General features: G+C 74.9%; 22 protein-coding genes. 20 read left to right on the plus strand and 2 right to left on the minus strand.

Going from position 1 to position 23,291, the window contains the following annotated elements:
* Positions 1-275: 275 nt before the first annotated feature.
* The 15 genes from AB3388_RS15015 (at position 276) to AB3388_RS15085 (ending at position 15,727) form a co-directional block, all read left to right on the plus strand.
* Positions 276-1,280 carry a hypothetical protein gene (locus AB3388_RS15015; RefSeq protein ID WP_495406085.1) on the plus strand — a complete coding sequence of 335 codons (1,005 nt, stop codon included), beginning with the start codon at positions 276-278 and terminating at the stop codon, positions 1,278-1,280.
* The gene (locus AB3388_RS15020) at positions 1,267-1,779 is read left to right on the plus strand and encodes an RDD family protein (protein ID WP_495406086.1); all 513 of its coding nucleotides are present in this window, start codon (positions 1,267-1,269) and stop codon (positions 1,777-1,779) included. Before AB3388_RS15015 ends, AB3388_RS15020 begins: the two co-directional genes overlap by 14 nt.
* Positions 1,780-1,840: 61 nt before the next feature.
* Positions 1,841-3,109: an AI-2E family transporter gene (locus AB3388_RS15025; protein WP_495406087.1), complete on the plus strand. Its 1,269-nt coding sequence runs from the start codon at positions 1,841-1,843 to the stop codon at positions 3,107-3,109.
* A complete protein-coding gene (locus AB3388_RS15030) occupies positions 3,106-3,300 on the plus strand; it encodes a hypothetical protein (RefSeq protein WP_495406088.1) in 195 nt (64 codons plus the stop codon). The genes AB3388_RS15025 and AB3388_RS15030 overlap by 4 nt, the downstream gene beginning before the upstream one ends.
* 123 nt (positions 3,301-3,423) lie before the next feature.
* Positions 3,424-4,059 carry a hypothetical protein gene (locus tag AB3388_RS15035; RefSeq protein WP_495406089.1) on the plus strand — a complete coding sequence of 212 codons (636 nt, stop codon included), beginning with the start codon at positions 3,424-3,426 and terminating at the stop codon, positions 4,057-4,059.
* A 348-nt stretch (positions 4,060-4,407) separates the two neighbouring features.
* Positions 4,408-4,815 (plus strand): TetR family transcriptional regulator C-terminal domain-containing protein, encoded by a 408-nt coding sequence (locus tag AB3388_RS15040; protein WP_495406090.1) that lies wholly within the window; start codon positions 4,408-4,410, stop codon positions 4,813-4,815.
* Positions 4,816-4,828: 13 nt separating this feature from the next.
* Positions 4,829-6,148, plus strand: coding sequence for a cytochrome P450 (locus AB3388_RS15045; protein WP_495406091.1), 1,320 nt, complete (start codon positions 4,829-4,831; stop codon positions 6,146-6,148).
* A gap of 261 nt (positions 6,149-6,409) precedes the next feature.
* Complete coding sequence (locus AB3388_RS15050) at positions 6,410-7,666, plus strand: hypothetical protein (protein WP_495406092.1); 1,257 nt, start codon at positions 6,410-6,412, stop codon at positions 7,664-7,666.
* Positions 7,667-7,716: 50 nt separating this feature from the next.
* A complete protein-coding gene (locus tag AB3388_RS15055) occupies positions 7,717-8,556 on the plus strand; it encodes a hypothetical protein (RefSeq protein WP_495406093.1) in 840 nt (279 codons plus the stop codon).
* A 73-nt stretch (positions 8,557-8,629) separates the two neighbouring features.
* Entirely contained in the window at positions 8,630-9,877 is a 1,248-nt protein-coding gene (locus AB3388_RS15060; protein ID WP_495406094.1) for a hypothetical protein, read from the plus strand.
* Positions 9,874-10,389, plus strand: coding sequence for a hypothetical protein (locus tag AB3388_RS15065; RefSeq protein WP_495406095.1), 516 nt, complete (start codon positions 9,874-9,876; stop codon positions 10,387-10,389). Before AB3388_RS15060 ends, AB3388_RS15065 begins: the two co-directional genes overlap by 4 nt.
* Positions 10,386-12,527: a hypothetical protein gene (locus AB3388_RS15070; protein ID WP_495406096.1), complete on the plus strand. Its 2,142-nt coding sequence runs from the start codon at positions 10,386-10,388 to the stop codon at positions 12,525-12,527. Before AB3388_RS15065 ends, AB3388_RS15070 begins: the two co-directional genes overlap by 4 nt.
* Positions 12,528-12,539: 12 nt before the next feature.
* Complete coding sequence (locus AB3388_RS15075) at positions 12,540-13,781, plus strand: hypothetical protein (protein ID WP_495406097.1); 1,242 nt, start codon at positions 12,540-12,542, stop codon at positions 13,779-13,781.
* Positions 13,782-13,793: 12 nt separating this feature from the next.
* Positions 13,794-15,233, plus strand: coding sequence for a M20/M25/M40 family metallo-hydrolase (locus AB3388_RS15080; protein WP_495406098.1), 1,440 nt, complete (start codon positions 13,794-13,796; stop codon positions 15,231-15,233).
* 65 nt (positions 15,234-15,298) lie between these two features.
* Positions 15,299-15,727, plus strand: a complete 429-nt coding sequence (locus AB3388_RS15085) for a helix-turn-helix transcriptional regulator (RefSeq protein WP_495406099.1) — start codon at positions 15,299-15,301, stop codon at positions 15,725-15,727.
* Positions 15,728-15,756: 29 nt separating this feature from the next.
* Here AB3388_RS15085 and AB3388_RS15090 read toward each other — a convergent pair whose 3' ends face one another.
* Positions 15,757-16,137: a hypothetical protein gene (locus AB3388_RS15090; RefSeq protein ID WP_495406100.1), complete on the minus strand. Its 381-nt coding sequence runs from the start codon at positions 16,135-16,137 to the stop codon at positions 15,757-15,759.
* A gap of 100 nt (positions 16,138-16,237) precedes the next feature.
* Entirely contained in the window at positions 16,238-16,558 is a 321-nt protein-coding gene (locus AB3388_RS15095; protein WP_495406101.1) for a methyl-accepting chemotaxis protein, read from the minus strand.
* Positions 16,559-16,784: 226 nt separating this feature from the next.
* Here AB3388_RS15095 and AB3388_RS15100 point away from each other — a divergent pair, with 226 nt between their 5' ends.
* Genes AB3388_RS15100 through AB3388_RS15120 form a run of 5 tightly spaced genes read left to right on the plus strand, consistent with a single transcriptional unit; the run spans position 16,785 to position 23,271 of the window.
* Positions 16,785-17,747 carry an MBL fold metallo-hydrolase gene (locus AB3388_RS15100; RefSeq protein WP_495406102.1) on the plus strand — a complete coding sequence of 321 codons (963 nt, stop codon included), beginning with the start codon at positions 16,785-16,787 and terminating at the stop codon, positions 17,745-17,747.
* A 6-nt stretch (positions 17,748-17,753) separates the two neighbouring features.
* Positions 17,754-19,361 carry an FAD-dependent monooxygenase gene (locus AB3388_RS15105; RefSeq protein ID WP_495406103.1) on the plus strand — a complete coding sequence of 536 codons (1,608 nt, stop codon included), beginning with the start codon at positions 17,754-17,756 and terminating at the stop codon, positions 19,359-19,361.
* A 40-nt stretch (positions 19,362-19,401) separates the two neighbouring features.
* Positions 19,402-20,607: a homogentisate 1,2-dioxygenase gene (locus AB3388_RS15110; protein ID WP_495406104.1), complete on the plus strand. Its 1,206-nt coding sequence runs from the start codon at positions 19,402-19,404 to the stop codon at positions 20,605-20,607.
* On the plus strand, positions 20,604-21,803 hold the full coding sequence (gene fahA, locus AB3388_RS15115; RefSeq protein WP_495406105.1) for a fumarylacetoacetase: 1,200 nt from the start codon (positions 20,604-20,606) through the stop codon (positions 21,801-21,803). The genes AB3388_RS15110 and fahA overlap by 4 nt, the downstream gene beginning before the upstream one ends.
* 58 nt (positions 21,804-21,861) lie before the next feature.
* Complete coding sequence (locus AB3388_RS15120) at positions 21,862-23,271, plus strand: aldehyde dehydrogenase family protein (protein WP_495406106.1); 1,410 nt, start codon at positions 21,862-21,864, stop codon at positions 23,269-23,271.
* The last annotated feature ends 20 nt before the right edge of the window (positions 23,272-23,291 follow it).

Genomic DNA, 23,291 nt, shown 5'->3' on the forward strand with positions numbered 1-23,291 from the left:
GTTCTCCTCCCGCGGCCGCAGCTGGCTTGTCGTCGTGCGTCCAGAGTTCCGAACCGCGCCGTCCTCGGTCAGGGGCGAAGGGCCCCCTCCGTCAGGCACGTCCGACCCGGCCGGGGCGGCGCCGCGCTCGGCCGGGACCCTGAGCATGGCCGGGCTCCGGGCGGGTCCGGCTCACCCGCTGGGGATGAGGAAAACGTCCCGCCGGTGCCCGACCATGGCGGCCCGGACGGGAGCCAGGAGGAACGCATGAGTCGCGCAGCGGGCGGCCGGTTCCCGTGGCCGTGATCCCGGTGGACCCGCCGGCCCGGCCGGCCGCCCCGCGGGACGCGGTCCGCCTCCGTGCCGACAGCAGCGCGGTGGACGACGCGGTCGACGGCGCCTTCGCGGTCCTGGCGGTCACGGCCGCGGTGGTCCGGTACGCCGTGGAGGCGGCCGCGCGCAACCGCCCGCGGCTGCCGTTCACCGGGCAGATACCGGTCCTGCGCCGCGCCCTGCAGGGACCGGTGGCCCGCGTGCTCGCCCACCCGGCGTCGGCCGCCGTCCGGGTGCTGGGGGTGGCGGCGGACCGCCTGGTGCCCGAGGTGACCTGGGCGGTGCTCGCCCGGCTCGACGTCCCGGCCCTCGTCCGCGAGTTCGTGGACCTGGACCGGCTGGCCGCGCTGCTCGACGTGGACGCGGTCGTGGCGCGGGTGGACATCGACGCCGTCCTCGACCGGGTCGACATCGACGCCGTCGCCGCCCGGATCGACCTCGACTCCGTGGCCGCCCGGCTGGACCTCGACACGCTGGTGGACAAGGTCGACGTCTCCCGCGTGATCGACCGCGTCGACCTCGACGCGGTCGTGGCCCGGGTCGACCTCGACGCCGTGGCCGCCCGGCTGGACCTGGACACGCTGGTGGACAAGGTCGACGTCTCCCGCGTGATCGACCGCGTCGACCTCGACGCGGTCGTGGCGCGGGTCGACCTGGACAGCGCCGTCGGCCGGGTCGACCTCGACCGCGCCGTCGACCGGGTGGACGTCGACCGGGTCATCGCCCGCACGGACGTCGCCGGCCTCGCCCGGTACGTCGTCCAGGAGATCGACCTGCCGGGTCTGCTGCGCATGTCGACCGGGTCGGTGACCTCCGAGGTGGTGCGCAGCGTGCGCGACCAGGGGGCGGACGCCGACCGGGCGGTGGAGCGGGTCGTCGACCGGCTGCTGCGCCGCCACGGACGGCGGGCCGACCCGGCCGTGCCCGACCCCCGGACAGGCGGGAGCGCGGACCGTGACGACGGCTGAGGAGCGGCGACCGCCGCCCGCCGCCGCGCCGTGGCACGACGCGCCGTCCCCGGCGACCGTCGCCGAGGGAGCCCGGGCCGCCATCCTGGGCGCCCGCGCCGGACTGATCACGCGCTCCCTCGCCAACGTCGCGGACCTGGCCGTGGTCGTGCTGGCCGTGGTCGGGGGCTACACGGCCGTCGCGGCGACCCGGTTCCTCCTCGGCCCGACGAGCTTCACCTTCCCCAACCCCTCGACACGGACGCTGCTCCTCGCCGGGCTCGGCGTCCAGATCCTCTACTTCACCGTGACCTGGGCCGTCAGCGGGCACACCTACGGCGACCGGCTGCTCGGGCTGCGCGTGACCGGCGGCTCCGGGAGGCGCCTCGGGCTGGGCCGCAGCGCCGTGCGGGCGGTGCTGTGCGCGCTTTTCCCCATCGGGCTGCTGTGGGTGCTGGTCAGCCGGGAGAACCGTTCGGTGCAGGACCTGCTGCTGCGGACCGCGGTCGTCTACGACTGACCGACCGGGTCACCCCTCGGAGGTGACGCCCCGGTCCCCGCGCCCGGCCATCGTGGTCGGCATGCCCGAGCGCGAGGCAGGCCGTGCCCTCCCCCTGTGGCTCGTCGTCGTGCTGGGGGTGGCCGGGACGGCGGTGGCGCTGTGGGGCATCTCCAACGCCGCCCGGTTCCTCGCCCCCGTCCTGCTCGCGTTCGTGCTCACTGTGGTCGTGCACCCGCTCATCGGCGCGCTGGAGCGCCACCGGGTGCCGCGGGCCCTCGCGGTCGGGCTCGCCGTGCTCCTCGTCGACGGCGGGCTGATCGCCTTCACCGTCGCGGTCGCCGTCTCCTTCGGCCAGCTCGCCACCGTGCTGCCCCAGTACTCCGACGAGTGGCAGAAGCTCCTGGACGACGTGAAGTCCACGCTGGCCGGGTGGGGCGTGGGCCCGCAGCAGGCGCAGGAGGCGCTGAAGTCGATCTCGCCGCAGAACGTGCTGTCCGCCGTCGGAGGGGTCCTCGAGCGGCTCGCCGGCTCGGCGGCCGCCCTGATCCTGGTCCTGGCCACGGTGCTGTTCATGACCGCGGAGGCGGCCGGGCTGCCGCAGCGGCTGGCCGAGGCCCCCGGGACCTGGCGGCTGCGGACCGCCCTCGGCGACTTCGCCCGCAACACCCGCCGCTACATCGTCGTGACGACGGTATTCGGCTTCCTGGTGGCCGTCGTCGACACCGTGGGGCTGGTGGTGCTCGGGGTCCCGCTGGCGCTGCTGTGGGGGCTGCTGTCGTTCCTGACGAACTACGTCCCGAACATCGGGTTCTTCCTGGGGCTGGCACCGCCGGTGCTGCTGGGGCTGCTCGTCGGCGGGCCCGGCACCGCGGTCCTCGTGGTCGTCCTCTACACCGTGGCGAACTTCCTCCTGCAGTCGGTCCTGCAGCCGGTGTTCGTCGGCGACGCGGTCGGGATGTCGGTCACCCTCTCGTTCCTGTCCGTCTTCGCGTGGACGATCGTCCTGGGGCCGCTGGGCGCCGTCCTCGCGGTTCCGCTGACCCTCTTCGTCGTCGCGGTGCTGGTCGGCCAGGACCCGGACCGCCGTTGGGCGAGGATCCTGCTCGCGGGCACGTCCGGGGCGGCGACCGAGGGGCGGGCCGCCCGACGCCGGTCCGCGCGACGCCGCCGGCGGGGGACGGCGGAGGGCGCGGAGGCCTCCCCCGCCGCGGGACCGGCCCTGCCGCGGCCGCGGTCCGCGTCGTCTGTCGCGGATGATGCCGCCCGCCCCGTGCCTGATCACGCTGAGGTCGCGGGCGGGGCCCCGCCCGGCCCGGAGCAGCACCCACGTGCTGGAGGTCCGAGATGACAGCGCCCGCGCCGCCGAGGGGCTCGTTCGCCAGCCTCGACCGGCTCATCGTCGACGCCCTCGGCGAACTCCGCTCGGCCCGGATCGTGGCGGCCAGCACCGGCAGCCGCCGGGACCTCGACCGCGAGACCCGCGCCGAGCAGCAGCTCAACGCCTTGCTCGACTACCGCTCCGCCGCCCGACGGCCGTGACCGCACGGCGCCACTCATCCCCCGGGGACGAGGACCGTTCACGCCGGTCTCCGTAGGGTTCCGCCGCCGTCAGCCGCGCCCACCGGGGACGCCACCGACCGACTCGACCAGGAGACGAGGGCCATGTCCGAGTTCTCGACCGACCCGAGGGTGCCCGACGCGATGCCGATGCTGAGCCGGGGCAAGCACAAGAACCCGGCGCGGGGGGCGTGCTTCATGGAGTTCACGTCGCTGCTGGCCGGCGGCCCGTTCACCGACGACCCGCGCTGCGTGGACCGGGAACTGGCCGCCGTCCTGCGCGGCGCCAACGACAAGCTGTGCGACGCCGACCGGCCCCTGCTCGTCCCGCTGCTCGGGCGGGCCATCGGCCTGGCGGTGGAGCCCCCGCCGGAGGACCGCGCCTCGCGCAGGACCGCCCCGGCCCGGCGGCAGCGCCGGGAGGAGCAGGCCCGCTACCGCGAGGCGTCCGCCCGGCTGCGCCGGGCCGTGGCCCGCCGGTTCGTGACCGCCCTCGGGTCGTCGTTCTCGCCGTCCACCCAGGTGTGGTGCGGAGGGGGCGAGGAGCTGTCCTGGCTGTTCTGGGACCTGATGGACGAGCCGACGGCGCTGCGCACCTCGACGGACTACGTGCACCGGCTGGTCGAGCGCCTCTACCTGCTCCACGAGTGCTACGAGCAGGCCATGGACGAGCTCGGCCTGCCGCGCGCGGGGGCGCCGGCGCCCGTGCCGGCAGCGGAGGACGCGCCGGCCGCCCGGTAGGCGCGGCCGACCCGGGCGAGGCCGAGCAGGGCCAGCCCGAGCCCGGCGGCGGGCAGCGCCAGCAGCGCCGCCCCGGGCACACCCGCGCCGTGATGGGCCGGGGCCAGGAGCGGGTGGACGACGAGCATGCCCGCCGGGACGGCCCCGGCCCGCGACCACGTCCGCCCCCGCCAGCACGTGCACGGCCGCCGAGCCGAGCGCCACGACCGCCGCTGAGCGGCGCAGGACGGCCGGGATCCGAGCCGCTTCGTTCCCTTTCAGAGCAGCATCTTCACAGATCGACAAGGCGCCTGTGACGTCCCGGCCTACGACTTCGCCAACAACGACGCGCTCATCGAGGCAGCCTACGTGCACGTCTCCGAGCGGACCAACGAGCGCATCCGGGTGGCCGTCGAGGGCCGGCGCGGCCTCGCCGCCCTGCGCGCGTTCCTCGTCGAGGTGCAGCCCACCACCGAGCTGACCCGGCTCGAGGCCCGGATCGTGCTGCCGTTCTGGGGCCGGACGGTCGGCGACGAGCGGTTCGCCCGGCTCAACGACACGGCCATGCAGCAGTGGCGGGCCGAGCTGGGCGGGCTGCTCGCCCAGGCCCGCGCGGACGGCGAGGTCACCGCGGCCACGCCCGACGACGTCCTGGTCGAGCAGCTGCTCGCCATGGCGATGGGCCTGCAGGTCCTCGCGCTGCTGCCGGCCGCGCCGACGTCCGAGGCGACGCAGCTGACGATGCTCGACCGGTTCCTGGCGGGGCTCGGCGCCTGACAGGATCGCGGACGTGCAGACGCCGGTGGACACCGTGCCGCTGGTCGACCCGGCCAGCTACGAGGACGGCCCGCCGTTCGGGCTGCTGCGCCGGCTGCGGGCCGAGGCGCCGGTGACCTGGGTCGACGAGCCGGCCCTGCACGGCCAGCCGGCCGGTCCCGGCTTCTGGCTCGTGCTGCGGCACGCCGACGTCGAGCGGGTGCTTCGCGACCCGGCCACCTTCTCCTCGTGGCTGGGCGCCACCCAGATCCGCGACGCCGCGGACCTGGACTGGGTGCGCCGGATGATGCTGAACATGGACCCGCCGGACCACTCCCGGCTGCGGCGGCTGCTCGCCCGCTCGTTCACCCCGCGCGCGGTCGCCGCGCTCACCGCCTCGATCGAGGCGACGGCGGCCGGCCTGGTCGGCCGGATGCTCGACGGGGCCGCCGAGGGCCGCTGCGACTTCGCCAAGGACGTCGCCGCCGACCTGCCGCTGCTCACCCTCGCCGACGTCCTCGGGGTGCCGGCCGAGGACCGCTGGCTGCTCTTCGACTGGTCGAACCGGGTGATCGGCTGGCAGGACCCCGACTACGCGGTCTCCGCCGTCTTCGACCCCGCCGCCGGCACCGAGCTCGCCCGGCAGGCCGTGGCGCTGCGCCCCTCCCCCGGCGCCGACGGGCGGATGCCGGACCCGCGCACCCGGGCCGGGATGCCCGACCTCTACGCCTACGCCGGGCTGCTGGCCGAGGAGAAGCGCCGCTCCCCCGGCACCGACGTCATGTCGATCCTGCTGGCCCAGGTCGACGAGGACGGCGGAGCGGTCAGCGACGCCGAGTTCGAGAACATGTTCTGGCTGTTTGCCGTCGCGGGGAACGAGACGCTGCGCAACGGCCTGCCCGGCGGGCTGATCGCGCTGCTGGCCCACCCGGAGCAGCTGGCCGCGCTGCGCGCCGACCCCTCGCTGCTGCCGGGCGCGGTCGAGGAGATGCTGCGCTGGTGGACGCCGGTCATGGTGTTCCGCCGCACCGCGACCGCCGACGCCGACCTCGGCGGCGTCCGGGTCCGGGCCGGGGACAAGGTGGTCGTCTCCTTCACCTCGGCCAACCGGGACGAGGCGGTGTTCGCCGACCCCGACCGGTTCGACGTCCGCCGGGCGCCCAACCCGCACCTGTCCTTCGGCCACGGGCCGCACTTCTGCCTCGGCGCGCAACTGGCGAAGGTGCAGATGCGCGCACTGTTCGGCGAGCTGCTGCGCCGGACCGGCACGCTCGAGCACGACGGGCCGCCGGCGCTGCTGCGGTCGAACTTCCAGCGCGGGGTCAAGCGGCTGCCGCTGCGCTGGACGGCCTGACCAGGGCGCGACACCGCGCGGGAACCGCCGTTGCGTCGCCCGGCCGAGCTACCCCGTCCGCACGAGTACGCATCGGTGACCACGGCCGGGCTACCCGGCCCGCGCTACCGCATCCGGGCTGGTCCACCCGGGGTAGCCCGGGCGCCCGACGCACGGACGAGTCTCCCCCACACCTGCGACTGGTGGCCCCCGACCGCCGGGGGTGCCATGTGCGGAGCGCGCCCGTGAGCGCAGCACCGCCGGACCAGCGAGGAGACCGCCATGACGAGCCTGGCCACGGAGTTCGAGGACGAGCTCGAGTTCGAGCAGGAGTACGAGGCGGAGCTCGAGGACGAGGACGAGGCGTTCCTCGGTGGCATCGCCCGCGCCGTCGGCGGCCTGCTCGGCGAGGGCGAGTCCGAGGCGGAGTGGGAGGACGAGATCGAGGGGGAGCTCGAGCTCGAGGACGAGTTCGAGGAGGAGATCGAGGGCGAGCTGGAGTTCGAGGACGAGGACGAGGCGTTCCTCGGTGGCCTCGCCCGCGCCGTCGGCGGCCTGCTCGGCGAGTCGGAGGAGGAAGCCGAGGACGAGTGGGAGATCGAGGGCGAGCTGGAGGACGAGGCCGAGGAGTTCTTCAAGCGCATCGGCCGAGGGCTGCGGAAGATGGTGAAGAGCCCGGTCTTCCGGTCGATCGTCAAGAAGGTCGGCCCGCTGGTCGCCACGGCGGTCGGCGGCCCCGCGGCCGGCATGATCGCCCGCGCCGCGGTCTCCCAGCTCGAGGGTGAGCTCGAGGCCGAGCTCGAGGCGGAGCTGGAGGAGATGGCCTCGGCGCCGCTGTCCGGCGGCCAGTCCCTCGCCGAGTACCTCGCCGCGCAGGCGGCGTCCACCCAGTCCGAGGCCGAGGCCGAGGCCTTCGCCGGCGTCGCCGCGTACGCCTCGCTGTCCGCCCGCGACCGCCGTGACCTGGAGCGGATGCTCCCCGCGCTGCTGCGCGGAGCGGCCGTCCTCACCCGCCTGCTGCGGCGCGATCCGCGGACCCGCTCGGCCGTCCGGTTGCTGCCGGGCATCGTCGACGCGAGCGGCCGCACCGTGGCCCGGCGCATCGTCCGCGGCGTGCGCACGAGCCCGGCCGACGTCGGCGCGATCATGGGCGGCACCGCCCAGCGCGTCCTCGGCGGCGCGGGCGCCCGCTCCGCCGTCCTGCGCCGGCACGCGCGCGGCCTGGCGCACGTGCGCCGGCACCGTCGTCCCGCGGGCTGGGGGTACGGCCGCTCGCGGTCCGGTGCGCTGCTCGACGGCCGCCGGTACCCGGGGCGGACGACGATCATCCGGCGGCAGCCCACCCGCACCGGTGTGACCACCGCGCGCGCGGTGGCGCGACCCCGGCCGGGCTTCGTCCGCGTCGTGACCCCCGTCCGCGTGCCCGCACGGGGTGGTCAGCCGCCCCGCACCGTCCGCGTCGTCAGCGACGTCCGGGTGCCCCGTGGCGCCACGCCGGCCGGGCGGCCCATCAGCGTGACCGGCCGGCGCGGCCGCTGACCGGCCGGCCCATCCCCGTCGATCCGACCTGACCTTCCGGGAGATCCGCCATGACGTCTGCCGTCAACCACCGCTACCCCGCCATCCAGGGCGAGCTGGAGGCCGAGCTCGAGACCGAGCTGGAGGACGAGTTCGAGACCGAGGACGAGGGCGAGCTGGAGGACGAGTTCGAGGACGAGGCCTTCCTCGGCGCCCTCGGCGGCATCGCCCGCAGCGTGGGCAGCCTGCTCGGCGAGGGCGAGGAGGACGGCGCGCGGGAGGAGGAGTACGAGTTCGAGTACGAGGTCGAGGCGGAGCTGGAGGGCGAGACCGAGTTCGAGGACGAGTTCGAGGACGAGGCCTTCGTCAACCCGGTCCAGCGGATCTACCGCGACGCCGAGCTCATGGCGCACCTGGCCCGCAACGCCGCAGCCGCGGAGGGCGAGGAGGAGGCGGAGGCGTTCATCGGCGCGCTCGTGCCGATCGCCGCCCGGCTGATCCCCCGCGCCGCCTCGCTCGTGGCCCGCAACGCGCCGTCGCTGATCCGGGGGGCCACCCGGATCGTCCGCCGGCTGCGCCGCGACCCCGCCACGCGCCGGCTGGTGCAGGCCATGCCCGTCGTCCTGCAGCGCACCGCCCAGAGCCTCGCCGACCAGGCGGCCACCGGTCGCCCGATCGACGCGCAGGCGGCGGTGCGGACCCTGGCCCGCATGACCGGCCGGGTGCTCGGGTCGCCGCAGTCCTGCCGCCGGGCGCTGGGCGCGGTGGGCGTGTTCGACCGGCGCTACCGCCGCCGCGCGCAGCGGGCCGCCACCGGCACCCGTGCGCGGGTGCCCGCCTACGGCCGCCGCCGCCGCGCGGCCGGCCGGCGGACCACCGGCGCGGTGTCCCGTGCCCGCCGCACTCGCTGAGGCGCGCCGCTCTCCCGCCGTTCCCACCGGAGCACGGGCGGACGGGAGCGCGGTCGCGTCCCGTCCGCCGTCGGTGCTCACCGCATACCTGGCCGGCCAGTCGCTCAACGTGCGCCGCCACCTGGAGGGACTGCGCGACTTCCGCCGCGACGAGTTCGGCACCGGCATCGCGCGCCCGAGCGAGGGCCACATCCAGGCCGTGAACCGGTTGCTGGCGACGCTGCGCCGCCCGTTGCAGCGGGCGGTGGCGGAGCTGGACGAGGTCGCCGGCCAGGCCGAGCGGGAGCAGGCGGCCGACGGCTACGCCCGGCTGCTCGAGCTCAAGAGCCGGGCCCACGACCGGGTGCGGGCCCTCGAGCGGGTGTGGGACTTCTACTTCGAGCTGTTCGGCCAGCGGCAGAGCGTGTACGGCGAGTGGCTGGTGGCCTGCGACCGGATCGCGCTCGACTGCTACCAGCACGTCTACATGCACCTGGGCTCGGCGCGCAGCATCCCGGCGCCGCCGCCGTTCTCGTACATGCGCACCGGCTTCTCCCCTGCCACCTACCGCCGCGGCATCCCGCTGCGCCGGCTGGGGCGCCAGCTCAACCCCTTCCCCCTGGTCCAGCTGCCCTACCACCGCCTGATCAACCCGTGGACGATGGGCGCGATCCTGCACGAGGTCAGCCACAACCTGCACAACGAGCTGCAGCTGCAGGTCGCCGTCCCGGCGGCGGTGCTGCGGCGGCTGCGGGCCGCGGGCCTGCCGGAGGCGGTGTGCCGGGTGTGGGCGCGCTGGAACCGCGAGATCTTCGGCGACATGCTCGGCTGCCTGCTCGGCGGGGAGGCCTTCGTCGCCTCGCTGATGGACGTCATCGGCCGGTCCACGGAGCAGGTCCTCGCCTACTCCTCGCGCGGCGTGCACCCGACGCCGTACCTGCGGACGTTCCTCTCCTGCGAGCTGCTGCGCCGGATGGGCTTCCCCGAGCGGGCCGACGAGCTGCGCCGGGCCTGGCAGCGGCTCTACCCCTCGACCGAGGGGACGACGATCCCGGCCGCGGTGCTGCGCAGCCGGCGCGAGGCCGTGCCGCTCGTGGTGGACGCGGTCTGCTTCACCCGGTTCCCCTCGCTGGGCGGGAAGAGCCTGCGCGAGGTGATCACCTTCGAGCCCCGGCACCAGCTGATGATCGAGGAGGCCGCGACCCGGCTCGCCACCGGCACCGACCCGGGCGTCGTCCCCGAGCGGTTCCTGATCGGCGCCGTGCGCACCGCCGTCGACCGCGGGCTGGCGGCGCCGGAGGTGCTGATGCGCAACTTCTACGTCGAGCTGTCGCGGCGGTGAGCGCGGTGACCGTGCAGCGCGCCGTCGCGCAGCTCTCGGCAGCGGTCGAGGAGCTGTGGACGGCGGTGTGCGAGCTCGTGCTCATCGTCTGCGAGGACCAGCCGGAGTGCGTGGGCCTGGCCGTCACCGATCAGCTCGTCGAGAGCGTCAGCGAGATCCAGGGCGCGGTCGCCGGAGCCCGGACCCGGCTGGCCGCGCTGGCCGCCGGTCCGGACGTCACCGCGCTCCCCGAGGTGGCCGCCGCCCTCCACGAGGCGTCGGTCCGCTACTGGCGCGACGTGCGCGGCTACGAGCCGACCGCCCAGCTGCGGGCCGCGGCACGCGGGCGCGGGGGCGGCTGGCCGGCCTGGCGGCGCAGCGTCGAGCAGTCCGCCGCCCGGTGCGTGGACCCCTTCGACTCGGTGGCCGAGGCGGTCCACCTCGGCTGGCAGGAGATCTGCCAGCTGGCCGCGGCGATGCCCGGACCGCGACAGACCCCGTCCGCACCGGACCCCTACAGGAGGCTCCCGTGACTGCATATGACGATGGCCACGTCTCCGTGGTCGACGTCGACCAGGTCTTCCCGGTCCTGACGACCGAGGCGGCGGCCCGGACCGGGTCCTCCGCCTCCTCGCCCGCCATCGCGGGCCAGGACCAGGGCCCGCTGGTCGCCTCCGTGCTGCGCACCGTGCTGGGCTGGCGGCCGCGCACCGAGGACACCCATGCGTTCGCCGCCGCGCTGCGCGCGTCCTTCCAGCTGCAGGAGGTGGAGGGGCACATCGAGAGCCGGTACGTGCCCCATGGCGTCGCCGTCCAGGCCGACCTGGGCGGGGTGACCGGCGGGCAGGCCTCGCTGTACGCCCGCGCGCGCGGCGCCATGGACCAGGCCAACCGGTTGCTGGAAGGCCTCAAGCCGTTGCGCACCGACTTCGACCCCGAGGACGGCGAGGCCTTCCGGACGCTCGTGCGGCACGGCGTCGGCCGGCTGGTCAGCGAGCTCGGGTACCTGGGCGGGCCCCGTCAGGCGCTGGTCGACAGCGCGTTCACCGTCCTGCTCGGGCCGATCCCCTCCGGTGCGGCCGGGCTGGCGGTGATCGGGGCGCAGACCCCGGACACCGTGCCCGGGCAGCTCGGCGCGCTGCGCGACCGCTTCGGCCTGATCGACGCCAACGTCAACACCGTCGACGAGGAGGCGCTGCGGACGGCGTTCTGGACGCTGGTCGACCTGCTGCTGGACCTGCGGCGCTCCTGGGAGTCGCAGAAGCAGCTGATCGGTGGCGGCGCCGGCAACGGCTTCCTCGGCACCGACCTGGTGGTCATCAACCGGCTGCTGGCCGCGGCGGCCGAGCAGGTCGACGAGGTGGAGGCGGTGCTCGACTCGGTGCTGGTGGGTGCCGCCGAGCGGCAGACCATCACCCTCGGCGACGACACGGGGCTGACCCTGGCCGGCCTGCTGGCCTGGCTGCGGACGTTCCTCACCGAGGACGGCCCGCTCTACCTGCGGGACACCGGCCGGGACGGCATCCGCACGGCCTTCACCCCGCTCACCCACGAGCTGGTGACGACGGTGCACGACAGCCTGGTCGCCCCGCTCGGCGCGTATCCGAAGCCCTCGTTCGAGCCGCAGGGGGACCTCGGCATCCGCCGGGACGACCCGATCACGGTCATCCCGGCGTCCTGCTCGTCGCCGTTCCCCAGCGGCATGTACGCCGGCCGCACGAGGGTCGCGGTGGCCGGGCTCTGCCGGCTGCTGTGCAACCTGTTCACCACGTCGGCCAGGATCAGCCGCTTCCCCGGCATCGTGCTCTTCGACGTCCAGGCGACCCGGGTGCTCCGCGTGGACGGCGACGACCGGGTCTACTTCCGGCTCGAGCTGCGCGGCGCGAACCTCCGGCCGACCTACCAGCCGGCTTTCCTGCACCCGGAGAGCCGGCTGGTGGTGCCGCCGCTGAACGGCTCCGCGACGGCCGACGACGACTCGATCGCGGCGTTCTTCTCCGCGGAGGACCTGCGGAACTTCCACGATTCGGTGACCGCGTTGATCGACCGGCTCGACCAGGGGACCGTGCTGATCCCCGCCCAGATCCTGCCGATCGCGGTGGTGGACCAGGAGACCGGCCAGGTGATCAGCGCCCCGCCGGTCCGGCACTGGCCGGGGCATTTCGTGCCGCCGGACTCCACCCCGGACTGGTCGCACGAGCCGAACGACGCCTTCGTCCCCGGCGGCACAGGGCTCGGAACCGACGAGTTCGACGACCCGGACGAGCAGGATCCGTTCGACAGGGACGGCGCTCGCTTCTCGCGCGGGTTCTACGACTCCGGGGCGCCGCGACGGCCGAGGCCCGGCGTCCCGCCCGGCGTGCCCGTGCCGCGCAACGGCAGCGCCGACGACGGGGTCCCGGCCGGGGAGGGGATCCCGGCCGGCGAGCGCGGCGGGGCCGGGCGGGTCACGGCGTCCACCACCGTCGGCAACCGCCGGGGCAGCGGGCGCCGCGCCGGCGGGCGGAACGCGCAGACGGAGGCCGAGCGTCGGTCCGAGGCCGCGCGCCGGGGTGCCGCGACGAGAAAGGCGAACGCCGCCCGCAACGCGCAGGGCGCTGACCGTTCACCCGACGGGGACGGATCGGGGACCGACCGGGCCGCCGGCACGCCGACCGACAGCAACGAGTAGGGGCTGACGACGATGTTGTCCGAACGGGATTACCAGGAGCGGCTCGACCGCGTCCAAGCGCTGCGCGAGCAGGTCGCCGAGCAGCTGTCCGGCAGCCTGGTCTCCAACCCGGCGCTGGCCGAGGAGCTCAACCGGCAGATCGACAGCCTCGTCGAGGCCCTGACCACCACCGAGGCGGCCGCCCCGCGGCCGCCCGACCAGGGGCTGGCCGAGCTGGTCGGCGTCGGCCCCGAGGCCGCCCAGCGCTTCGGCCAGGTCAAGGTGCCGCCCGGCGTCGTCCCCTACGACGAGAACGTCAACTCCGAGCGGATCGTCGCCGTCGGCGACCTCTACTACATCTACCAGCACGAGAAGATCGGGGTCTTCCGCGTCGTCCAGAAGCTCAAGCAGCTGTTCGAGGCCGGCGCCGTCCGGCTCTCCGGCGGCGACGGCGCCTACCGGCTGTACCAGTTCGACCGCCGGGACGTGCTGCGCTACACCCGCAACGACCGCATCGCGGCCTACCGCAGGGTGCTGGGCTACGGCGCGGGACTCGGGGCGGGACAGAGCCGGCCGAACACCGACTTCCACATGCTGTTCGCGCACTTCGTCAACCAGGTGACGCTGTTCTGGCGGGACAAGCGGATCAGCGACGTCATCCGCGAGCGGGCGATCGACCCGAGCTTCGGGTCCATCGCGGTGGTGCGGCGGGCCGGGCTCGACCTGCGCAACAACCTGAAGTTCACCTCGTTCGGTCACCTCAACGTGCTGCGCGTCGAGGTCATGCAGCTGCTCGACGAGTGCTTCCGGATCCTGGGGGCCGAGGACGTCAAGAAGCTGTTCGGCGCCGACAACGCGTGGGACGTCGTCGACGAGGTCCTGATCCGCTACTTCGACGAGCGGCTGCAGAGCAGCCCGCGCCAGCGCATGGCGGTCACCGGCCGCGACGTGCTGCGCTGGCTGGCCGGGCCGCACGTGATGGAGACCGGCCGCGGCCAGTTCGAGGCGCTGCTCATGCAGATCGCCGAACCGGCGGAGGAATGGCTCACCTCGGCGCAGGCGATGAGCCTCGCGCGGCGGACCGGCAGCGACCGCGTGCTGCCGTGGGAGCAGCTCGGCCAGTCCGGGGTGGCGGCGGCCTACGCCGAACGCAGCCCGGCGCTCATCCCGCCGATGTCCGGCCGCGCGCCCATGTACCCGCGGCGGGGCGGCCTGGGCACCTACCGCGGCGGCCGCACCGCGCGGCCGGCCCGGTCACCGGCCGGGCGGCTCTGACCGGCCGGGCCCGTGCCGGTCGCCGACGCGCTGCGGCACGCCCGCCGCGGCCGGGAGGAGCACCTGCGGGCCCTCGCCCGCTGGGTGGCCGTCCCGTCGGTCAGCGGCGACCCCCGCCGGCGGGACGCCGTCCTGCGCGCGGGTGCGGTCCTCGCCGATCTGCTCCGGACGGCCGGGGCGGCGGTGCGGCGGATCCCGGTGCCGGGCGCCCCTCCGCTGGTGGTGGGCCGGGCCGACGGGCCGCCGGGCAGCCCGGTCGTGCTCGTGTACGGGCACTACGACGTCGTCGCGCCGGGGCCGGGGTGGACCGCCGCCGCGTTCCGGCCGGTGGTGCGCGGGCGGCTGATGCTGGGCCGGGGCACCGACGACGACAAGGGCCAGCTGATGGCCACCGTCGCGGCGCTGGACGCCTGGTGCCGGGGCGGGGGGCCGCCCAGCACGGTGTGGGTGGTCGCGGAGGGCGCGGAGGAGGTCGGCAGCCGGGGTCTCGCGCACGGGCTGGCCGCACTGCGCGGCGCGGTGCGGCCGGACCTGGTGCTGGTGTGCGACACCGAGCGCGCACCTGACGGCGTCCCGAGCGTGACCGTCAGCCAGCGCGGGCATCTCGACCTCGCCGTCGAGGTCGACACCGGCGGCGCCCCGGTGCACCCCGGCCGGCTCGGCGGGGCGGTCGTCGACCCCGGGGTCGTGCTCGGCCGGGTGCTCGGCCGGCTGTCCACCGCGCTGCCCGCCGGTTCTCCGCGGCTGCGGCACCCCCGGCTGCGGGACCGCTCCGACGCGCAGGTCGCCGCCGCCGTCGCCGGCCGGGCCACGGTCGGCCACGACCTGGACCGCCGGATCACCGCCCTGCCCGCCCTGTCGGTGCTGCGGCTCGCCGCCGGCGGCGGAACGCGCGCCGTGCCGACCCGGGCGCGCGCGGACCTCGACGTCCGGCTGCCCCCGTCGGCCGATCCGGGCGCTCAGCTGCGGCGGCTCCGGCACACCGCGCGGTCCGCCGTCCCGCCGGGCGCCCGGCTGACGGTGACCGCACGGGCGGCGCACGCCGGGCACGAGACGCTGCCGGCGGCAGCCGCCCTGGCCGCGCTCGACGCCGCCTGCCGGGCAGCGGTGGGCAGCCCGGTGCGGCTGCTCCGCTCCGGCGGCAGCCTGCCGGCGGTCGGACCGCTGACGCGCGCGTTCGCGCGGACGCCGGTCCTGCTGGGTCTCGGCACGGCCGGCGGTTCGGCCCACGGCCCGGACGAGCACCTCGACCTCGCGGAGTGGGCGTCGGGGGTCGATCTGCTCGTCCGGCTGTTCGCCGATCCCGGCCGGACGACGGCCACGAGGGGCGAACGGCTTCGGTCACAAGTCCCTTGTGGCGCGCCGGGCCGGTCCGCCACGATTTCGGCTCCGGCCGAATTCGATTCTCCCGAGGAGACGCAGGCATCCGGCTCACCAGGCGGGAGGCGCTGATGTCCGGAACGCCTCCTGCACCGGACCGCCTCGTCGTCCCCAGCCCGCGACGTCCAGGTCGGGGGGTGCACCCGCCGGCCGCCCGCGCCGGATCGCGGCCGACCGCGGACGACGGGCCGGACCGCGAGGTCCGGCAACGGCTCGCCCGGTCCCTGGAGGTCATGCACGCGCAGGTGCTCGACGGCGTGATGGAGCTGACCGTGGTGCCGGGCGCCGGCTGGGCAGCCGTCCTCGAGCACGACGGGATCCGCGCGGTGCTCGTGATCGATCCGGGCGCCGGCAACGGCTACTGCCTGAGCCCCCGGGAGCTGCAGATCGCCCGCATGGTGGCGGCCGGGGCGACGAACCGGGCCATCGCCGACGCCCTCGACATCAGCCTGTGGACCGTGTCCACCCACCTCCGCCGGGTCTTCGCCAAGACCGGGGTGGCCAGCCGGGCCGAGATGGTCGCGGAGCTCTTCGGCGGGCTGCACGTCCCGTTCGGCGAGCGCTGACCGCTCCTGCTGATCAGCCGGTCGCGGCGCTACCGCCGGCCGTGGTGGTCGTCCTGCGTCCCGGTGACGGCGAAGTCCGCACCCACCTGCACGATCAGCTCCCGGCCGTCGGCGGTGACGACGTGCGACTCGTACACGCCCTCGGAGTCGGTCTCGGTGCGCACGATCGTGGCGCCGGGGTACTCGGCCAGCACCGCGGCCTCGACCCGGTCCTGGGTGTCGCCGGTCAGCGGCTGCTCGTCGCGGTGCCCGTCGCGGTCCGCCGTGACCGTGGAGCCCGCCGCGTCGGTGCTGCCGCCCTCGTCCGCGCCGGCGCTCAGCGTGCCGGCGACGATGCCGCCGGCGAGCGCACCCGCGGCCACCAGGCCGGCCGCCGTCCCCCATCGACGCCGCTTCGTCGTGCTCCCCATCGTCGCCTCCCGGGCCACCTCGTCGTGGACGCGCCGACGGTGGCGGCCGAACCCGTGCGCCGGCTGTGCGTCCGCTCGCCGGCCGGTGTGAGCCGGCCGGTCAGGAGCTGAAGTGCGCGATCGCGCCGCGGAGCTCGGCGGCCATCCGCGACAGCTCGTCGACCGCCGGGCGGGTCTGCGCGAGCGCCCGGGTGGTGGACTCCGCGGCGGTGGAGACCCCGGCGATGTTGGCCGCGATCCCGGTCGCGCCGTGCGCCGCCTCGCCCACCGAGCGGCCCATCTCCGACGTGGTGGCGGTCTGCTCCTCCACCGCGGAGGCGATGGTGGTCTGCCGGTCGGCGATCTGGGTGACGATCGCGCTGATCGCCCCGATGGCCTCGACGGCCGCTGTCGTGTCGCCCTGGATGGCCGCGACCCGCACGCCGGGTGGGGCAGGCGGGGGGTTCTGGTCGTCGTCCGCCGATCCGCCCGCCGAAACGCCGCGTTGACTTCAGAAGTAGAGCGCATGGCCCGGATATCGGACGAGATTGATCGCATCGTTGTGCCGCGCAAGCCTTGTGTCGCGGCGCACAGCCCGCGTACGTTCTGACCCGGTAAAAGAACAGCGCACTCGAATATCGCGCAGCTCACCGTTCAGGAGATGCCACATGGCAGCCAAGCCCTTCGCCTCCTCCGCCGACCTCGGCGTCAAGGAGCAGACCCTCGAGGTGCTCGCCGACGGCGTGTACGCGCTCACCGCCGAGGGGGACCCGAACCTCGGCGCGATCGAGGGCGAGGACTTCCTCGTCTGCTTCGAGGCCCTGGCCACCCCCGTCGCCGCCCGCCGCTGGCTGGCCAAGCTGCGCGAGCACACCGACAAGCCGGTCCGCTACCTGGTGCTCTCGCACTACCACGCGGTCCGCGTGCTCGGCGCCAGCGCGTTCGACGCCGAGGTGATCGTCAGCTCCGAGCAGACCAGGCACCTGATCGAGGAGCGCGGCCAGCAGGACTGGGAGAGCGAGTACGGCCGGATGCCGCGGCTGTTCGAGGAGCCCGAGTCGATCCCCGGCCTCACCTGGCCGACCCTGACCTTCCGCGACAAGCTGACCATCGAGCTCGGCGGCGACCGCGGCGAGCTGGTCCTGGAGTTCCTCGGCCGCGGCCACACCGAGGGCGACATCGTCGCCTGGCTGCCCAAGCAGGAGATCTGCTTCGCCGGCGACCTGGTCGAGTCCCAGGCCGCGCTCTACACCGGCGACGCGTTCCACTTCGACTGGGCCGCCGGCACCCTCGACCGGATCAAGGCCCTCGGCGCGCAGCAGCTGATCGGCGGCCGGGGCGCGATCGCCCGCGGCACCGAGCAGGTGGACGCCGCGATCGAGCAGACCCGCGACTTCCTCCTCACCATGCAGCGCACCGTCGGCGAGGCGCACCGCACCGGCGGCACGCTCAAGGACGCGTTCGAAGCGACGCACGAGGCGCTGGCGCCGAAGTACGGCGCCTGGCCGATCTTCGAGCACTGCCTGCCCTTCGACGTCTCCCGGATCTGGGACGAGTTCTCCGGCATCGAGCGCCCCGTCATCTGGACCGCCGAGCGCGACCGTGCCGTGTGGGACGAGCTGCAGGGCTGATCCGCGATGACCTCGACCTCCACGAGAGACCCTGTCCTCGTCCTCGGCTGCGGGCCGGTCGGCCAGACGACCGCCCTGCTCCTGGCCCGGTGGGGGCTGGACGTCGTCGTCCTCGACGGCCGCCCCGAGCGCGACCTGATCGGCAGCAAGGCGATCTGCCAGCAGCGCGACGTCCTCGACGTCTGGGACGCCGTCGGCGTCGGCACCGAGATCGCCCGCCGCGGCGTCACCTGGACGACGGCGCGCACCTTCCACCACGACGCCGAGCTGTTCAGCTTCACCTTCGCCGACCGCGGCCGCTCGCCGTTCCCGCCGTTCGTGAACATCTCGCAGTGCGAGACCGAGGCGCTGCTCGACGAGCGGATCGCCCACGAGCCGCGCATCGACGTCCGGTGGGGGCACCGGGTCACGGGCATCGAGCAGGACGACTCCGGCGTCACCGTGACCTGTGCGAACGGGGCGACCGTCCGCGGCTCGTACGCCGTCGCCTGCCCCGGCCCGCGCTCGGACGACCTCCGGTCGATGCTCGGGCTGAGCTTCCCCGGCGAGTCGTTCGAGGACTACTTCCTCATCTGCGACATCCGCACCGACCTGCCCGGCTGGGAGACCGAGCGGCGGTTCTACTTCGACCCCGAGTGGAACCCCGGCCGGCAGGTGCTCATCCACCCGTGCCCGGACTCGACGTTCCGCATCGACTGGCAGGTGCCGCCGGATTTCGACCTGGCGGCCGAGGAGGCCTCCGGCGGCCTGGACCGGCGGATCCGCCAGGTGATCGGCGAGCGCGACTACGAGATCGTGTGGAAGTCGGTCTACCGGTTCCACTCCCGCCTGGTCGACCGCATGCGGGTGGGCCGGGTGCTGGTCGCCGGCGACGCGGCGCACCTGGTCTCCCCGTTCGGCGCGCGCGGCCTGAACTCCGGGGTGCTGGACGCGGAGAACGCGGCCTGGAAGATCGCCTTCGTCCTGCGCGGCTGGGCTCCCGAGTCGCTGCTGGAGAGCTACCACGACGAGCGGCACGCCGCGGCGCTGGAGAACATCGAGGTCACCACCGCGACCATGCGCTTCCTCGTCCCCGGCACCGAGGAGGAGGCCCGCCACCGGCTCGACGTCCTCCGGCGGGCGGCGACCGACCCGCTGGCGCGCGCCGAGGTGAACTCGGGCCGGCTGGCCGAGCCGTTCTGGTACGTCGACTCCCCGCTGACCACCGGCGACGAGCGGCGCCCGTTCCCCGGCCGCCCGGCCCGCGGCGACGTCCCCGTGCCCGCCCCGGGCGTGCTGGTGCCGGACTGCCCGGTCACCGTGCCCGGCCGGCCGGACGTCGTCCGGCTGCGCCAGCTCGCCCGCGACGGCGTCACGGTGCTGGTCGGGGACGACGCGGCACTCCCCGGGGAGCTGCCGTCGGACCTGCCGGTCACGGTGCACCGCATGGCCGACCTCGACCCGACCCCCGTCCTGCGCGAGGCCCTGGGCGCCCGCCCCGACGAGATCTGGGTGCTGCGCCCCGACGCCCACGTGGCCGCCGTCCTCACCCGCTCCGCCGACGTCACTCCGGCGGTGGCCCGGCTGCTCGCCCGCCCCGTCCCCGTCCCCTCTCCCGTCCCCGCACGAGCCTGATCGGACTTTCCGCGCCGAAAGTCCCGAAGGAGGAACTCCCATGGCGTTCTACCGGCAGGTGGGCGAGATCCCGCCGAAGCGGCACACCCAGTTCCGCCGTCCCGACGGCAAGCTCTACTACGAGGAGCTCGTCGGTGAGGAGGGCTTCTCCTCGGACTCCTCGCTGCTCTACCACTCCGGCGTCCCGTCGGCGATCGTCGACGCCCGCCCGTGGGAGCTGCCCGACCAGTCGCTGACCCCGAACGCGCCGCTGGTGCCCCGGCACCTGAAGCTGCACGACCTGTTCCCCGGCGAGGAGCACAAGGCCACCGACCCGGTCACCGGCCGCCGGCTGGTGCTGGGCAACGGCGACGTGCGCATCTCCTACGCGGTCTCCTCGGCGACCTCGCCGTACTACCGCAACGCCACCGGCGACGAGTGCGTCTACGTCGAGCGCGGCAGCGCCAGCGTCGAGACGACGTTCGGCGCGCTGCAGGTCGGCCAGGGCGACTACGTGATCCTGCCGCGCACCACCACGCACCGCTGGATCCCGACCGGCGAGGAGCCGCTGCGCACCTACGCGATCGAGGCCAACAGCCACATCGCCCCACCCAAGCGCTACCTGTCCCGCTACGGGCAGTTCCTCGAGCACGCCCCGTTCTGCGAGCGCGACCTGCGGGCGCCCTCGGAGCCGCTGACCGCCGAGGGCACCGACGTCGAGGTCTACGTCAAGCACCGCGGCCCCGGCCCCGGCGGGCTGGCCGGCACCGTGCACGTCGTCCCGGAGCACCCGTTCGACGTCGTCGGATGGGACGGCTGCCTGTACCCGTACGCGTTCAACATCGCCGACTACGAGCCGATCACCGGTCGCGTGCACCAGCCCCCGCCGGTGCACCAGGTCTTCGAGGGCCACAACTTCGTGATCTGCAACTTCGTGCCCCGCAAGGTCGACTACCACCCGCTCGCGGTGCCGGTGCCCTACTACCACTCCAACGTCGACTCCGACGAGGTCATGTTCTACGTCGACGGCGACTACGAGGCGCGCAAGGGCTCGGGCATCGGCAAGGGCTCGATCTCGCTGCACCCGGGCGGGCACTCGCACGGCCCGCAGCCCGGCGCGGTCGAGGGCGCCCTCGGCGTCGAGTACTTCGACGAGCTGGCCGTCATGGTCGACACCTTCCGCCCGCTCGACCTCGGCGAGGCCGGGACGGCGGCGGACGACGGCAAGTACGCGTGGACGTGGAGCGGCCGGGGGCCGAAGGCATGACCTGGCTGGATCTGCCCGCCGACACCGGCTTCGGCCTCGCGAACCTGCCCTACGGGATCTTCTCCACCCGGGGCGGCCCGCGGCGCACCGGCATCGCGGTCGGCGACCTCGTCCTGGACCTGGCCGGCGTGACCGAGGACCCGGTGCACCGCACCGGGTCGCTCAACGAGTTCCTGGCGCTCGGCCCGCAGGCCTGGCGCGACCTGCGGGCGCAGGTCACCGCCTGGCTCACCGACCGCTCGCACCGGCGCGTGATCGAGCCGCACCTGCTGCCGCGCGCCGAGGTCACCCTGCACCTGCCGGTCGAGGTGGCCGACTACGTCGACTTCTACAGCTCGCAGCACCACGCGGAGAACCTCGGCCGGATGTTCCGGCCGGACTCCGCGGCGCTGACCCCGAACTGGAAGCACCTGCCGATCGGCTACCACGGCCGCTCGGGCACGGTCGCCGTCTCCGGCACCCCCGTCGTCCGGCCGTCCGGGCAGCGCAAGGCGCCGGCCGACGACGCGCCCACCTTCGGGCCGTCGCAGCGGCTGGACATCGAGGCCGAGGTCGGCTTCGTCGTCGGCACCCCGTCGGCGCTGGGCACCCCGGTACCGCTCGGGGACGTCGCCGAGCACGTCTTCGGCGTCTGCCTGGTCAACGACTGGTCGGCGCGGGACCTGCAGTCCTGGGAGTACGTGCCGCTGGGCCCGTTCCTCGGCAAGTCGTTCCTCACCTCGGTGTCGCCGTGGGTGGTGCCGCTGGCCGCGCTCGAGGCCGCGCGGGTGCGCCCGCCGGCCCGCGACGTGCCGCTGCTGCCCTACCTCGACGACGCCGGCACCGGCCCGTGGGGCCTGGACATCCGCATCGAGGTGCGGCTCAACGGCGAGCTGGTCAGCAGCCCGCCGTTCGCCGAGATGTACTGGACCCCGGCCCAGCAGCTCGCGCACATGACCGTCAACGGCGCCTCGCTGCGCACCGGCGACCTGTTCGCCTCGGGCACCGTCAGCGGCCCGGCCAAGGACCAGCGCGGCTCGTTCATCGAGCTGTCCTGGGGCGGCACCGAGCCGCTGACCCTCGCCGACGGCTCGACGCGCACGTTCCTCGAGGACGGCGACGTCGTCACGCTCACCGCCACCGCCCCCGGCCCGGACGGCGCCCGCATCGCCTTCGGCGAGGTCACCGGCCGGATCGAGCCCGCCCCGCACCGCTGACCCTCCCCGCCCTTCCGTACCGCCCGCGACACGGCTGCCCGAATCCCAAGGAGAAGTCTTGACCACGACGACGTCCCTGCTGGACGCCATCACCGCCCCCGCCGACCAGGGCCGCCCGATCCCCGACGCGGCGACCGGCGAGACCATCGGCCACGCGCCGGTGCACACCGTCGCGGACCTGAACGCGGCGGTGGCCGCCGCGCGGGCGGCGCAGCCGGCCTGGGCCGCCCTGGGCCACGCCGAGCGGAGCCGGATCCTGAACGCGATCGCCGACGACATCGAGGCGAGCGCCGAGGACCTCGCCGTGCTCCTCTCCCGGGAGCAGGGCAAGCCGCTGGACGGCCCCAACGCCCGCTTCGAGGTCGGCGCCGCCGCGGTCTGGACCCGCAGCGCCGCGAACACCGCGCTGGAGCCCGAGGTGGTCTTCGAGGACGGGCCGTCGCGCGCCGAGCTGCGCTACGAGCCGCTGGGCGTCGTCGGCGCCATCGGCCCGTGGAACTGGCCGGTGATGATCACCGTGTGGCAGGTGGCGCCGGCGCTGCGGATGGGCAACGCCGTCGTCGTCAAGCCCTCGGAGTTCACGCCGCTGTGCGTGCTGGCCCTCGTGGAGATCTTCAACCGGCACCTGCCCGAGGGCCTGCTCACCGTCGTCTCGGGTGACCGCGAGGTGGGCGCCGCCATCGCCGCGCACCCGGACCTGGACAAGATCACCTTCACCGGCTCCACCCAGACCGGCCGCAAGATCGTCGAGAGCTCCGCGGCCAACCTCGCCCGCCTCACCCTCGAGCTGGGCGGCAACGACGCGGGCATCGTGCTCCCGGGCACCGACGTCCCGGCCATCGCGGAGAGCCTGTTCTGGGGCATCTTCATCAACACCGGCCAGACCTGCGCCGCCCTCAAGCGGCTGTACGTGCACGACTCCCTCTACGACGAGGTCGTGGACACCCTCGCGGGCCTGGCGCGCACGATGCCGATCGGCAACGGGCTCGAGCCGGGCAACGTGCTGGGCCCGCTGCAGAACCGGAAGCAGTTCGACATCGTCGCGGGCCTGGTCGACGACGCCCGCGCCCGCGGTGCGCGCATCGTCGCCGGCGGCGAGCCGGCCCCCGAGCTCGGCCCGCTGTTCTACCGGCCGACCGTCGTCGCCGACGTCACCGACGGCGTCCCGCTGGTCGACGAGGAGCAGTTCGGGCCGGCGGTCCCGGTCATCCGGTACACCGACGTCGAGGACGCCGTCCGCCGGGCGAACGCCAGCGAGCAGGGGCTCGGCGCCTCGGTGTGGGCGAGCGACCGCGAGCAGGCGCTCGAGGTGGCCGCGCGGCTGCAGGCCGGCACCGTCTGGGTCAACCAGCACGGCGTCCTCAACCCGCAGGTGCCGTTCGGGGGCGTCAAGTCCTCGGGCTACGGCCTGGAGTTCGGCGCCGAGGGGCTCAAGCAGTTCGCCGCCCCGAAGGTCATCGTCGCGTGACGGCGTGCCGCGGCTCGGGT

The organism is Geodermatophilus sp. SMS 5-13, assembly GCF_059428245.1.